15 protein-coding genes and 1 pseudogene are annotated in these 13,461 nt (G+C 59.0%); 9 read left to right on the top strand and 7 right to left on the bottom strand.

Annotated features, from left to right (window positions below):
* Positions 1 to 11: 11 nt before the first annotated feature.
* Complete coding sequence (locus tag ACYZUD_RS05010; protein WP_462022900.1) at positions 12 to 902, bottom strand: LysR substrate-binding domain-containing protein; 891 nt, start codon at positions 900 to 902, stop codon at positions 12 to 14.
* A 115-nt stretch (positions 903 to 1,017) separates the two neighbouring features.
* On the opposite strand from ACYZUD_RS05010, the gene ACYZUD_RS05005 reads away from it, so the two are divergent.
* Together ACYZUD_RS05005 and ACYZUD_RS05000 are read left to right on the top strand one after the other, a co-directional pair.
* Positions 1,018 to 1,431, top strand: coding sequence for an ester cyclase (locus tag ACYZUD_RS05005; protein ID WP_462022899.1), 414 nt, complete (start codon positions 1,018 to 1,020; stop codon positions 1,429 to 1,431).
* Between the two features lie 204 nt (positions 1,432 to 1,635).
* Positions 1,636 to 1,899, top strand: a complete 264-nt coding sequence (locus ACYZUD_RS05000) for a DUF2790 domain-containing protein (RefSeq protein WP_462022898.1) — start codon at positions 1,636 to 1,638, stop codon at positions 1,897 to 1,899.
* A 14-nt stretch (positions 1,900 to 1,913) separates the two neighbouring features.
* Here the strand turns inward: ACYZUD_RS05000 and ACYZUD_RS04995 are convergent, their stop codons facing one another.
* Positions 1,914 to 2,843 carry a DMT family transporter gene (locus ACYZUD_RS04995; RefSeq protein ID WP_462022897.1) on the bottom strand — a complete coding sequence of 310 codons (930 nt, stop codon included), beginning with the start codon at positions 2,841 to 2,843 and terminating at the stop codon, positions 1,914 to 1,916.
* A 146-nt stretch (positions 2,844 to 2,989) separates the two neighbouring features.
* Between ACYZUD_RS04995 and ACYZUD_RS04990 the strand changes: the two genes are divergently transcribed.
* Positions 2,990 to 3,835 carry a LysR family transcriptional regulator gene (locus ACYZUD_RS04990; protein ID WP_462022896.1) on the top strand — a complete coding sequence of 282 codons (846 nt, stop codon included), beginning with the start codon at positions 2,990 to 2,992 and terminating at the stop codon, positions 3,833 to 3,835.
* Positions 3,836 to 3,846: 11 nt separating this feature from the next.
* On the opposite strand, the gene ACYZUD_RS04985 is transcribed toward ACYZUD_RS04990, so the two are convergent.
* Entirely contained in the window at positions 3,847 to 4,467 is a 621-nt protein-coding gene (locus tag ACYZUD_RS04985; RefSeq protein WP_462022895.1) for a cell wall hydrolase, read from the bottom strand.
* A gap of 143 nt (positions 4,468 to 4,610) precedes the next feature.
* Between ACYZUD_RS04985 and ACYZUD_RS04980 the strand changes: the two genes are divergently transcribed.
* Positions 4,611 to 5,462, top strand: coding sequence for a CAP domain-containing protein (locus ACYZUD_RS04980; RefSeq protein ID WP_462022894.1), 852 nt, complete (start codon positions 4,611 to 4,613; stop codon positions 5,460 to 5,462).
* A 316-nt stretch (positions 5,463 to 5,778) separates the two neighbouring features.
* Here ACYZUD_RS04980 and ACYZUD_RS04975 read toward each other — a convergent pair whose 3' ends face one another.
* Positions 5,779 to 6,567: a DeoR/GlpR family DNA-binding transcription regulator gene (locus ACYZUD_RS04975; protein WP_462022893.1), complete on the bottom strand. Its 789-nt coding sequence runs from the start codon at positions 6,565 to 6,567 to the stop codon at positions 5,779 to 5,781.
* Between the two features lie 122 nt (positions 6,568 to 6,689).
* On the opposite strand from ACYZUD_RS04975, the gene ACYZUD_RS04970 reads away from it, so the two are divergent.
* Complete coding sequence (locus tag ACYZUD_RS04970; RefSeq protein ID WP_462022892.1) at positions 6,690 to 7,580, top strand: serine hydrolase domain-containing protein; 891 nt, start codon at positions 6,690 to 6,692, stop codon at positions 7,578 to 7,580.
* Between the two features lie 47 nt (positions 7,581 to 7,627).
* On the opposite strand, the gene ACYZUD_RS04965 is transcribed toward ACYZUD_RS04970, so the two are convergent.
* On the bottom strand, positions 7,628 to 8,458 hold the full coding sequence (locus ACYZUD_RS04965) for an oxidoreductase (RefSeq protein WP_462022891.1): 831 nt from the start codon (positions 8,456 to 8,458) through the stop codon (positions 7,628 to 7,630).
* A 129-nt stretch (positions 8,459 to 8,587) separates the two neighbouring features.
* Between ACYZUD_RS04965 and ACYZUD_RS04960 the strand changes: the two genes are divergently transcribed.
* The 3 genes from ACYZUD_RS04960 to ACYZUD_RS04950 all read left to right on the top strand — a co-directional run bounded on the left by ACYZUD_RS04960 (position 8,588) and on the right by ACYZUD_RS04950 (position 10,979).
* Positions 8,588 to 9,496, top strand: coding sequence for a LysR family transcriptional regulator (locus ACYZUD_RS04960; protein WP_462022890.1), 909 nt, complete (start codon positions 8,588 to 8,590; stop codon positions 9,494 to 9,496).
* A gap of 187 nt (positions 9,497 to 9,683) precedes the next feature.
* Entirely contained in the window at positions 9,684 to 9,932 is a 249-nt protein-coding gene (locus tag ACYZUD_RS04955; RefSeq protein ID WP_462022889.1) for a hypothetical protein, read from the top strand.
* A 306-nt stretch (positions 9,933 to 10,238) separates the two neighbouring features.
* Entirely contained in the window at positions 10,239 to 10,979 is a 741-nt protein-coding gene (locus tag ACYZUD_RS04950) for a hypothetical protein (protein ID WP_462022888.1), read from the top strand.
* Positions 10,980 to 11,019: 40 nt separating this feature from the next.
* Here ACYZUD_RS04950 and ACYZUD_RS04945 read toward each other — a convergent pair whose 3' ends face one another.
* Complete coding sequence (locus tag ACYZUD_RS04945; protein ID WP_462022887.1) at positions 11,020 to 11,826, bottom strand: hypothetical protein; 807 nt, start codon at positions 11,824 to 11,826, stop codon at positions 11,020 to 11,022.
* 202 nt (positions 11,827 to 12,028) lie between these two features.
* On the bottom strand, positions 12,029 to 12,697 hold the full coding sequence (locus ACYZUD_RS04940) for an ATPase (RefSeq protein WP_462022886.1): 669 nt from the start codon (positions 12,695 to 12,697) through the stop codon (positions 12,029 to 12,031).
* A 398-nt stretch (positions 12,698 to 13,095) separates the two neighbouring features.
* Here ACYZUD_RS04940 and ACYZUD_RS04935 point away from each other — a divergent pair.
* Positions 13,096 to 13,368 (top strand): annotated as a pseudogene (locus ACYZUD_RS04935) (PAS domain-containing protein); the annotation flags it as partial.
* Between the last annotated feature and the right edge of the window lie 93 nt (positions 13,369 to 13,461).

Raw genomic sequence — 13,461 nt, 5'->3', positions numbered from 1 at the left:
CGCGGGCCCTGTCAGGACAAGGATCGGGTCAGGCGGCTGCCCGACATCAGTCCTTCGGTGAGCAGTGCAACCAGGGGCTGGACAAGGTGCTCGGTGCGGGCGTCGTCCCCGATCACGGCGACTTCAGTGGTGGGCAAGGTCGGCAATTTTTCAGACGGCTCCAGAATGCGCATCCCTTCCTGCAGGAACGACGTGCCCAATGCGGTAATCCCCAACCCGCCGGCGACGGCCGCCTGCACGCCCATCAGGTTGCTGGCCAGACACGCACAAGCCCACTCCCGCCGCACGGACGCCAAGGCTTCGACCATGATTGCCCGGTATGCGCAGGGTGGCCGCATCATCACCAGGCGTACAGGTCTGGACGATTCAATGTCGTAGTCCTTCGCGGCTATCCAGACCAACGGCTCGCGCCAGATGATTCGACCCCTCTGGGCGCTGGTAGCGGTTTTTTGCTTGGCGATCACCACGTCCAGTTGCCCGGCTTCGTAGTCGGCCAGCAAATCGTTGCTCAAGCCCGTGGTGAGCTCCAGTTGAATGTCGGGATAGGCCTTGCAAAAGCGCGACAACAAACCGGGAAGCTGAGTGGGTACCAGGTTTTCCGAGATCCCCAGGCGCAGGAGATTCAGCGTCGCCGGCGCCTTGATGTCACGCACGAAGGTGTCGAAATGCACCATCAATTTGCGCGCACCCACCAGCAGCCGTTCGCCGTCAGGAGTGAGAGTCAGCGCGCGGCTGGTGCGCTCGAACACGCGCAAACCGAGGATGTCTTCCAGGCGAATAATCTTCTGGCTCACCGCCGATTGCGAGCGTGCAATCACAGCGGCAGCCGCGGTAAAACTGCCGGTTTCCGCCACCGCAATGAATGCTCGCAGCAGGTCGATCTCAAGGTCACTGGCTTGCATGATGAATTCGCTTTTCAACTGGATGCCATTAAATTTATGCGTTTGAGTTCTGGATAGCAAACGCCGAACATCGTTTTATCGGGCATTGAAAGCCCTTCAAAACGAGGTATTCAACATGGCAGGCACAACAGCAGTAGAGATCGTCGAGAGCTTCTGGCGTGAAGTGTGGCAGGCAAAAGACCCGCAAGCGGCAGCGCGCTTCGTGGCCGAAGACTTCGTGATTACCTCCGGCGGCGCCGACATCGTGGGCCGCGAAGCCTTTATTGAATGGATCGGCGTTTTCCTGGCAAAAATCGAAGACTTCGGATTTAGCTGTATTGAAACGTTCCAGAACGCTGAAGGCACTCGCGTGGCCTCCCGCTGGAAACTGACCGGCAAGAACAACGGGTTTATCGGCGGCCGTTCGTGCAAGCGCCCTTTCGAGATGCTCGGTACCGCGGTCTGGGAAATTCGCCCGGATGGCTTGCTGGCGCACAACTGGGTGGAGCGTAACGCCCTGGAAGTGCACCGGGACATGATCGGTCTGTGACGATGCATCATGAATCCGACGGCTTTTCTCATACTGATCTTGCAAGTGATCACCCCGCCTCACGGTGCACGGCCACCTGAGATCGTGATGGACATTCGCTATCGATTGCATGAGTCCACATTGCACTAAATACCCGACTTTCAAATCCAGTCACGGCAGACGCTAACTCTGATCACTCATGATCGTCATCACTGGAGACACACCATGAACACTCATGCATTGCTCGCTTCCGCTGCTTTCGCCGTTGCTGCACTCATCGGTAACGCGCAGGCAGACACACCCAACGTGACAGCTCAGCCTTATCACTACGGCATGCCGATAGACGTGGTTAAAGTCATCGCCATTGAGGAACCTCATCCCGCCGACTGTGAAATTGTTAAGGCCAAGCTCACTTATCTGAATTCCGCTGGTGTTGTGCAGGCAATTACTTACGCCAAGCTGGACCAGGCCTGCGAAGAGCAGAACTGAGTATTGGCGCTTGATCAAGCGCGGCTGATCCCTTGGGGAATGGCCCTGCCCGGGCCGAACACCAGGCCCGAAGCAAACAGCACCCCAAGGATCACGCCACCGGCGCCGAGCAGTTGCCAGACATTAGGCAGCACACCCAGTATCGAGGAAACGAGCATGGTGAATACGGGCGCCAGGTTGAAAAAAATCGACGTGCGCGCCGCACCGATCGCATGGATGCCTTTGAACCACAGCAAGTAGGCAATCAATGAACCGCAGACCGCCAAGTAGATGACAGCGCCATGAATCGACAGTGAAACAGCGCTGATGTCGGCCAGCGGATGCTCGTAAACGAAGCCCAGCACGATCAGGCCGATGACACCGAACAACATGGAGAACGTGGTGGTTTCCAGCGGCGTTGAGTCCTTGACGAATCGGCGGGTGCCGACCATGTTCGCCGCCCAGGCCATACTGCCGGCCAGAATGAACGCGTCGCCCGTGGCCACTTTCAGCCCGAGCAACACCTGAATATCGCCACGGGTAATCACCAGGCCGACACCCAGCAAACCCAGGACCAGCCCGATGGCACGGCCGCGATCAATGCGCTCGCCTTCCAGCAGCACCGCAAAGATCATGGTCCACAGCGGTGTGGTCGCCAGGATCAGCGCGCCGTTGATGGGCGTGGTGGTTTGCAGACCGAAGAATGTCGCTAGGCTGAACGCGGTAAACCCCAGCAGGCCCAGACCGATAAAGGCCAGCAGATTGTTCTTCAGCGTCGCCAGACGCAGCTTGCCGGCCAGACCGAAAATCAGCACGAGCAACACGGTCGAAATGGCAAAACGCTCAATGGAAGCGCTGATCGGTGCCATGCTCTTGATGATGTAGGCACCGGCGTTGAAGTTGGTGCCCCAGAAAAACGTGGCACCCACGATGCCGGCATACGCGAGAGGCGTTGATTTGGTCATGGTCATTTCCTCGACAAGTCGTGCGATGAACGCTCGGTACACCGCTGAACGCTTTAAACCTGCCCATCAGGTTTTGAAGGATTCTTGCAGCCTTACCGACAGGGCAGAATTCCCCATTTATTCACTCTCCATATGAGAAAACGCCCATGTTCGACTGGGAGGATTTGCGCTACTTCATCGTCTTCGCCCACGAGCAGTCGCTGTCGGGGGCGGCACGCAAGCTCAAGGTCGACCATGCCACCGTGGCGCGACGCATCAGCGCCCTGGAGAGTTCGCTCAACCTCAAATTGGTGGACAGGCGTCCTCGCGCGTACGTCATCACCGAGGACGGGGAACGTATCGCCCAATTAGGGCGACGCATGGAAAGTGAGTCTTTCGCGGTGCAGCGCACAGCGTTGGCCGGACAGGACAGCTACACCGGCGAAGTCACCGTCAGCGCCCCGCCCGCGCTGGCCTGCGCGTTGATAGCGCCGCGGATCAATGCGTTGCGCACGAAACATCCGCAGCTGTCGTTGCAGTTGATTGGCAGTCTGGGCAGCGCTTCGTTGTCGCGACGGGAAGCCGATATTGCCGTGCGCCTGAGCCGCCCCAAGGAGCCGGACCTGGTGGCCCGCAAGGTCGCAACAGTGCCGTTCCACCTGTATGGTTCGGCGGACTATTTATCCACGACCGCTGCGCAAGACCTGGCCTTCATCGCGTATGACGAGACCATGGAACATTCCCCGCAACAGATCTGGCTCAAGGCGCAAGCAGGTGATCGACCGATCCTGCTGCGTAGCAATGACTTGAACATCCAGGCGACCATCGCGAAAACAGGGGCCGGGATCGCCGCACTGCCCTACTTCCTTGGCGAGCACTATGGCCTGCAAAGGATGGAGGCCGTGGGTGAGGGTCTGATGCGTGAGGTGTGGTTGGTGGTGCACAGCGACATCCGGCACACCCCCTCGGTGCAGGCGGTGATGAGCTTCCTCGTGTCGTGCTTCGAGAACTGAGTCAGGGACGACTACTTCGCATCGCCGCCATGCGGCTTGTAAAACCGGAACAGACCGATATCCACCGTTCTGATGTACTCATTGGACCAATCCGGTTTCACGGTGCGGTCATGGAAATACAGGGCGCCGCGTGTGCGATCCGGCAGTTGTTTATTCAACGCCTTGCGCGCGATTTCCTTGGCGAGCGCGTAAGGAACCTCTTCCTGAACCGAATCAGAACGCCCGTCACACCACCACGAGAACTGGCAACTCTTGGTTTCGGAGCCTTGCTTGACCACACCACACACGGTATCCGGAAAGCCCTCGTGACCCAGTCGATTCATGACCACATTGGCGACCGCTTCCATGTCGGCGGAGTCCTTGCCTTTGGCTTCCCAGTAAATGGAACGGGCCAGGCACGTGATCGCATCGTCAAGCGGCGCGGCCCCTGCGGGGTCCACGGCCTGGACTTCGGACTGAGTAATGGCCTCGGCTTTGGATGCCGACGCGGGACTGCTGTTCTCTGCGGCTTTTTGTTCAAGCACTTCGGCCTTGTTCTCGGCCGATTCTTGTTTTTGCTCTTGATCCGTGGCGATTGCCGGGCCGGCAAGAAGCGTCATGGCGAGACAGGTGGCTATCCAGACGAGGCGCATGGTCGAGATTACTCAGTGGGGCAGTATCGCTTCAGTGTAGTAGTGAAATGATGGCAGCCACACCCGCGCCTTCTGAAAAATCCATTGCCTTTGAGGGGGTCACTTCGCGCATTATGGCCGCAGTTCGTTCAAGGGGGATTTCCATGCGTTTCATATCATCCGCTATGCGTCTTGCCACGCTGTCACTGGGTCTGTCGTTCGCCATGAATGCGCTGGCGGTCGACGAGAAACAGCTGATCGACTCGATCAACGCTTACCGCAGTGAGGTGCAGCGGTGTGGCGGTGAGGTCTCGTCCGAGCTGCCGCCGCTGGCAGGCGATCCACGCCTGGCGCTGTCCGTCACCAGCATCGGCAATCTGCAGCAGGCCTTGGCCACCGCGGGTTATCCGATGGTCAATGTGCAGGCGATCAGCCTGTCCGGGCCGCGGGATGCGCAGTCCGCCATGACCGCGATTCGCGAGAGCTTCTGCAAGGTGGTGCTGGACCCGCAATTCGTCGATATCGGCGTGAGCCGCCAGGACCGTGAGTGGCGCATCGTGCTGGCACGTCCACTGTTGAGCGCACGCCTGGGCGACTGGCAAGCGGAAGGTCAGAAACTGCTGGCCGAACTCAACACCGCACGCAGCCGGCCACGCCAGTGCGGCACGCAATCCTTTGCTGCCGCCACGCCGCTGACCTGGAACGCCACACTCGGGACTGCGGCCGAAACCCACTCCCGGTCGATGGCCAACAACAACTACTTCGATCACAAGGACCGCGATGGCCGCACCCCGGGCGACCGGGCGGAACTGGCGGGCTATAGCGGCCAGCAGATCGGCGAGAACATCGCCGCCGGGCAAGACACCGTGCGCAAGGTGGTCGATGGCTGGGTGGCCAGCCCCGGTCATTGCGCGAACCTGATGAACCCGCAGTTCCAGGAGCTGGGCGCGGCGTATGCGGTTGATCCGAAGAGTGACTCGGGGATTTACTGGACGGCGATGTTCGGCACGCCGTGAGTACGCGGTACCGGCGTCAGGACTCCCATGTCCCGACGCACCGAGTCCCTAATCATCATTGGTGTCGATCATTTAAATCATGAAGCCGAATTTTTAATTTTTTTGCGAAGTGGGCATGATGGCGCCACTTTTAATCGTTCGGACGAAATTTCATGAATCTCAATTTTGCATTCGCGTGCATGATCGTGGTGTCGTTTACGATTGCGCTGGTCCACGGCTGATCAACCGCGCTCGCTCAAAGCGCCCTGATCCAATGTGGGAGCGAGCCTGCTCGCGATGAGGCCGGTGCAGTCAACACAGAGTCATTCACATCGCTTCATGCCTGCGACTGCACCACCTCGATCCCCTGCTTCCGATAATCCCCGATATCGCCCGACGCCACATGACGCTCAGTGATCAGCGTATGGATGCGGCTGCAAGGTGCAACAACGAACGGCTCCACCGCCCCCAGTTTGTCCGCCGTGGTCACGGCCACCACGTGCGAGGCACTGTCAAGCATCGCCTGCTTCACCGGCACCTCATCGAAATGCAACGAGCTGATACCGACTTCCGGGTGAATCGCGCAGACGCCAGTGAACAGCACGTCAGCCTTGATGCCCTTGATCAGCCGCAAGGTTTCATGTCCGCTTGCAGACAGCGTTGCGGGATTCAGTTGTCCGCCGGCCAGAATCACCTTGATGCCTTTGTACTCGGCCAGGGTGATCGCGATCATCGGCGACGCGGTGACGGCTGTGATGGAAATGTCCGAGGGCAGCGAGCGGGCGATCTGCAGCGTTGTGCTTCCCGAATCGAACATCACAATCTGGCCGTCTTGTACGCGGTGTGCGGCGAGTCGGGCGAGGTGGGTTTTCACCTCATCGGTTTCGCTGACCCGGGTGAAAAAATCCTTGCCGGTGTCCTTGGGACGCGGCAGCGCCCCACCGTGCACGCGTTGCACCAGCCCGGCCGTGGCCAGCTCCGACAGATCGCGGCGAATGGTGTCTTCGGAAACGGCGAAGTGCTGGCTCAGCTCGGAGGCCATGACCTTGCCGTCACGTTCGAGGATCAGGAGGATTTTTTGCCGGCGTAGATGAGGGAGCTCGGCTGTCGAGTGCTGATCTTGCATGTTTATGCCTGACTGTGCGGGTTTATGCGAGATTAGCCAAACCTCCACACAAACACAATCGAGACGCTGACTGACGCCTTTCTGGCAAACTCCCCCGGCACCTCTGTCCAGAGCAGCCACCCATGCGTTTTTCCCTTGTATCAAACGGTTTCCCCCTACCGCCTGAACAGCCCGATACGATGGTTCCCTGGTGGAGTTTTACCAAGACGGTGCTGACCGGTGCCGCCCTGTCGCTGGTGCGTGACGGGTTAATCCGTCTTGATGACCCTGTGCCTGAAGGCCCTTTCACGTTGCGCCAATTACTGCGGCATGAAGCCGGGCTGGCGGATTATGGCGAGCTCGCCGACTACCACGCTGCCATTAACCGCAATGAGGCACCTTGGTCGGCCGACGAAATGCTGCAACGGCTTGATGCAACCCGGTTGCGCTATGCACCGGGAGACGGCTGGCGATATTCGAATGTCGGCTATCTGTTCGTCGCACGGCTCATTGAACGCATGACAGACCTCGCGCTTGAAGAGGTACTGGTTCAACGCGTCTTTTCACCCCTCGGTTTATCCGGCGTACGCCTCGCAGAGACACGCGCCGATCTGGAGGGTGTGAACATGGGCGCCGCCTCAACCTACGACCCGGGTTGGGTCTATCACGGCTTGCTGGTCGGTCCGCTTGAGGATGCGGCCCTGTGCCTGGATCGCCTGCTGGGCGCAGACTTCCTGCCACGCTCATTGCTGCAAGAGATGAAAACGGCACGCACACTCGGCGGCCCCATACCGGGACGTCCCTGGGTTGCCCCCGGTTACGGCCTAGGCATGATGCAGGGAACGGAAGCTGGCGGCCTGACCTTGAGCGGTCACACCGGGGCGGGACCGGGCAGCGTCGTGGCGGTCTACCGCAGCACTTCTGACGATGACACCGCGAGTTGCGCAGTCTTTTGTGAAGGCGGCGACGAAGGCACTGTCGAAGCAGAAGCCGTGGGGCGTTTGTCGGCCATCCTGATGAAAAAACCCACGTAATAGAAACGCAAAAACCGGGACAAGCCCGGTTTCTGCGTCAAGGGTATTTAAGCTTTGATATCAGTGGAGAACGCCAGCTCCCGCCACTCGGCCAATTCCTTGGCCACCAGTTGATTCTTCGCCTCGATGCGCGCCACGGTATCGCTGCCCAACGCCAGGCGCTGTGGCGGGTTCGGGGCGTTGACCAGTGCGAGCATGGCCTCGGCGAATTTCACCGGGTCACCCGGTTGAGCGTGATTGGCGCTCTCGGCATAGCGACGCATGGCGCCAACGGTTTCGTCGTAATCCTGCAACTCCAATGCGGTCTTCACCAGCGACTGCTCGTCGAGGAAGTCGGTGCGGAAGAAGCCCGGCTCCACCACCGTGACATTGACGCCCAGCGGCGCCAGCTCTTGGTGCAACGCTTCGGAAATGCCTTCCACCGCAAACTTGGTGGAACCATAGACACCCCAGCCCATGTAGGCCTGGTAGCCGCCGATCGACGAAATGTTGATGACGTGCCCGGAGCGCTGGCGGCGCATGTGTGGCAACACCGCACGGGTCACGTTGAGCACGCCGAAAACGTTGGTGGCGAACAGGCGCTCCGTCTCGCTGGCACTGGTTTCTTCTACCGCACCCAGCACGCCGAACCCGGCATTGTTGATCAGCACGTCGATTTTACCGAAGCGCTTGATGCCTTCAGCGACCGCCTGGTGGGCCTCTTCTTCGCGAGTGACATCCAGCTTTACCGCCAGCAGGTTTGGATAGTGACCCAGGCGGGCCTGGATTTCTTCGGTTTTGCGGGCAGTGGCGATGACGGCGTCACCGGCACGCAGGGCGTGTTCAGCGATGAGAGTACCAAAACCACGGGATGCACCAGTAATGAACCAAGTACGCATAGCAGCTTCTCCAGTCATCGACCCCTGCACGGTGCCGGGCCTTGTTGATGAGTTGACGCCACTTTAAAACTCCACTACTGATGTGATAATCCCAATAATTTTTCATGAGCTTGTGAAAGGATTTCATAAATGAAATCGCCATCCGCTGCTGACCTTTCGATCTTCCTGAGCGTCGCCGCCCACCTGAACTTCAGCCGCGCCGCGATCGAACTGGGGCTGACGCCCTCTGCGCTCAGCCATTCGGTGCGGGCCCTGGAAAACCGGCTCGGAGTGCGGCTGTTTAACCGCACTACGCGCAGCGTCGCGCTGACCGAGGCGGGAGAACGGTTCTACACGCGCTTGAAGCCGGTGTTTCGCGACATCGACGACGCGCTGGAAGACCTGAACAATTTTCGCGATAAACCCTCGGGCAACTTGCGCATCACCACAGGTCGCACGGCCGCCGAACTGGTGTTATTGCCCATCGCCAGCAAGTTTCTGGAGGTTTATCCGGACGTGAAGCTGGAGGTGGTGACGGACGACGCATTAGTCGATGTGGTGTCCGCCGGATTTCACGCTGGCATACGCTTTGGTGACCGCCTGGAAGCCGACATGGTCTCGTTGCCCATCGGTTCGTACATGCGCTCGGTGGTGGTGGGTTCGCCGCAATTCTTCGAGCGTCATCCCGTCCCGCAAAAGCCCCAGGACCTGCAAGGCTTGCCGTGCATCCGCCATCGCTTCCCCAGTGGTTCGGTGTATCGCTGGGAGTTTGAACGTGGTGGCATCAGCCAGGAAATCGAAGTAGACGGGCCGCTGACGCTCGGCGACGTCGACCTGATGCTAGGCCCGGCGCTTCGGGGTACGGGCCTGGCTTACGTGTTCGAAGACATGGTCAAGGCGCAGGTGGCCGACGGGCGTCTGATCCAGGTGCTGGAAGACTGGTGCCCCTTCTACCCCGGCTTGCACCTTTACTACCCCAGTCGTCGACATGTGCCGGCGGCGCTCAAGGCCTTTATCGAGTTTGCCCGCGCCGCCCGGGAGCAAAGCAACATTCAGTAAAGATGTCGGCTGATACGTTCCGGTTACGTTGCCCAATGCAGGCGTAACCGGACTGTTACCTCAGCGGCCGTGTTGTCACTTCTGCGATGCCGGGCAGGCCAATAAAGTATGGCCTTCGGTGTGTTTTCAGGGGCGCGAATGGCGCCCCTGTTGCCCACCGATCCCCCATCACGGAAGAGGTGAAATCATGAGTTTCGTAACCATCGAAAAAAACCAGAGCAGCGTTCCGTCGGAAGCCGATCTGAAAAAAGCCATGGTCGAGTCAGGCGGTAAACCGGGCGAGGTCACCGGGACCAACGCCGCCCGGAAACTGACCTACACCGGCACAGTCAATCACACCACGTATGAGAACAAGCTGATCGAGATTGCCAAAGGCAAACGAACCAGCTGGAATTTCGTCTGGGCCGACGCGAAGGTGAGTACCGCGGCGCATTGAAGCGACAGCGGGGCTGCCGGACGGCCGCCCCGCTGTTTCACTTCGCAGAGCCCTCTTGATACAACCCCGTTACGCAGGCTGTTACCTTCCTGATCGGTACAGGGTCCATGGCCCCTCCCGCCTGTAACGCCAAGACACTTCGCTGCCCTGCACCGCCCGCCTAGAGTGAAGCCGTCAATGTGCTTACAGGGTTGTGACTGCACTGCCCGCCTCTCATGGAGGCATGGAAGACTCGTTACGGGTGCTGCCTGATCGTTATGCCCGCTGCCCATTGATTGCCCAACACAACCAAGGAAGAGGAAAGCCATGAGTAAGTCGAGCGCTGTAAGCAATCAAAGCCTGCAACTTCAAAATGACGTGCAAGAGGCCGTCAAGGAGATCCTGGGCGCCACCAAGGCCCTGAGCCCCGCCGACTACAGCAAAGTGTTGAGGTCGACCCTGGCAGCCACCCAAAAGTCGGTCACGATCGAGATCGCCGATGCTGATCTGACCCTGCTCAAACAGGCCAAATACAAGCTGTGCTTTGCGAAGAAGGTTGGTACCGAAGCCTACAACGTCGTCTGGCAGTCTTATGACAAGTATCTGAGCAACAACGGCTTCAGTTGGACACCTCAGTATCAACTGTTCGGGTCCAATAGTTTTCAGGACAACGTGACGGTCAAGGTCTCGACCAACATCGTCACCATCGGTCTGGGGCAACAATCGGAACTCAGCCCCGAAGGTCTGCTGGGCAAGGCGGTAACCGGTGGCCCTGACATCTCCATCACCCTGGTCAACGACTACGGCCCGATCCACCCCGGCATCAATCAGTTGTCCACCGGCATCGACGGCAAGCAGGTCAGCACCCCCATCTACGTCGCCACCAACCAGGTGGTCTCCGGCGATACCGTTTTGACCCCTGTCGAGACCATTCTCGTGTGGTTCGAACAGAACGTGCAGACCAGCACCATGTTCAGCACCTCGCGATCCAAGGCCATCGAAATCGACCTGACATTTGATAACAGTGCGAGCCGCCTCTACGAAGACGGTAAATGGAAAACGGTGTAATCGTCACAACGAGGGGCAACCTTGCGGTTGCCCCTTCTGTTCACGAAACGTCACTGCCGCCCCGGGCGAAATAGCCGGTCAACGACCGACAAATTGACTGCGCCAGATCTTCCTGGGTAGCAATGCCGTAAGGTCGATTGCGATCGAACTGCTCTGACCAGCGAATCCGGCCCTGGGCGACATCAATCAGGCGCACCGAGGCCCGGACACGGGTCGGCTCCACCCGCACGCTGCCCTCCAGGAAATAGCTGCCGCGTCCCGCCCGCACGGGTTCCGGTGCTTTTACAGGGTTTCGCGCCACCTTCATCAACACATGGTTTGCACGGGTCTGCGTCTGTTCGAACGACTCGAACAGCCTGCAACTCAACTCTTCGCACAACCCCCGGGTAAAGTCGTCACCATCGCGGGTGATGCAGGTAAACGGCTGGATCTGCAAGACAGGATGGCGGGGGCCGGTCGGCCTGGGCATGAGCCGCTCGTACGCCAGCCGATAACAGCCGGCCGGCACGCTCAGGCGTATCGGGTCTTTCTGGCCAATGGTGGCGTAATGACTGGCGAGCTTGCGCCGCAACCGGCCGACCTGTACCCGCACCACGGGATCATCGCCGGTGCAGTACACCGCCGGGTCACGGCGAAACACCGCAATGCCGATAGCGTGCTCAGTCAGGGGAGTGTTCGATAATTGACGGTCGTGCTCGACCATGAAGCGCAGCAGACTGCCCATCCGCCTGGACTTGGCGAACAAGGGACTGGCCAGCAACAGCGCCAGCGCGCGCTCCACTTCTTCCCGGTCGGGTGGCTCAGGAACCGTCTGCGCACTCGAATTGCCTATGCCCTTGATCACCATCGCCTGCCTCCGTGCAGGTTACCGACAGCCGCTCGCCCCTCGATGGAAACACAGGTTGAAGCTGAAGTCGTACTCGGTCGCCGGCTTCACGTGCCGGCCATGGACTGGCTCGAGGCCATCAGCTCCAAGCGTAGCAGTTGCAACAGCGTGGGGAAGATTTTGTAGGGGCTGAAGCGGTCCTTGCTACCGTTCCCGTTTCAGGTCAGTTGGCCGCCACATGAGCGACGTTGCCGGACGTTACCAACGCCTTCAACGACGCATCGAACTGTTTCAGCGCACTGCGTTGCAGCTCGGTTTGCTGGTCAATTTGCGCGGCAATTTCGGGGGCCGCTTTTCCGTGAACCCAGACCGAGGGCATCTGCTTCTCACGTGAACCTTCGGCCTTGCCGATGTATTGCAGGTTCGAATCGTAAAACTTGGCCAGGAAACGCGCTTCGACCTGATTGTTGCGCTTCGACACCAGGCGGCTGTAGGTGTCCAGCATCACCACCACGTCGGGATGGGCTTGCACCAATGCGTCGAGGTTGTCGTAGACGGTCACCGAAGCGAACTCTTTCTGCAGCGAACCCATCAGCCAGTTGATCGCGAGTTTCGGATCGGAGCTGTTGACGAACGCGTTGCTGATGCGCGAATCCAGCGCAGGATTCTTCGCACCGTTCAGCGCTACCGAATGGTACTGCTCAAGGTATTCGAGGGTGTTGAGGGTGTTTTCGCTGTAGAGCACACCCACCGATTGGGCATGCTGCAGGCCGGATGCGCTGTCGGCTATCGGGAGAAAATGGCAGGACTGCTCGGCCGCGTAGGCCGGCACCGTGGCGGCAACACTCCCGGTCAATACAGCTACAAGCGCCAGCAAGGTAGACATTCTCATCGCGCAGGTTCCTTCAGAGGCGAGTTCGGTATGACGCTATCCTCCTCTCATGACAAAAAAACTGAACTTGCATTCCTTGATGGTGATTATTGATTAAACGAATGGTTGGAAGACGAGGCCGCTTGACGCCGCATTGAGTGTGAAACTCCCAGAACAGCACGGTTTGATGGCGAGAAGCGGCGACGACATTAGCGGGAAAAGTGCTGATTTATGCCAGTATTCCTGCCTCTCGCTGACACCGGAAAGCCCGACCCTACGCCGGCTCACTCGTTCCATTTTTCGCTCGACCGCAGCCCATAAAACCACTATCCGACACGCTGCACGTCTTTTTTGAAATACGCGTTAATTTTTTCATCATCGCTGCCGATGCCTCTAAATTAGGGCATAGGAGCAATACAATGAGAAACAATCAACCGGTTACGCAACGCGAGGTTGCTCTTGGACCTCAACAAAAACTCATCTCGACAACGGACGCACGCGGCGTCATTACGTACTGCAACGACGCCTTCGTAGAGATCAGCGGTTTCGACAGGCCTGAATTGATAGGCGCGCCGCAAAATATCGTTCGGCACCCCGATGTGCCTTCCGCCATATTTGCCCACATGTGGGGCGCTCTCAAGCAAGGCAAGCCCTGGATGGGGATCGTCAAGAATCGCTCCAGGAATGGCGACCATTACTGGGTCAATGCTTATGTCACACCTGTTTTCGAAGGCAGCCAGGTCGTCGGGTACGAATCGGTCAGGGTCAAACCGACTGCCGAACAG

This window comes from Pseudomonas sp. XS1P51 (assembly GCF_054897845.1).
The sequence above is the reverse complement of the archived record's forward strand: the minus strand, read 5'-3'. Positions and strand labels throughout refer to the sequence as shown.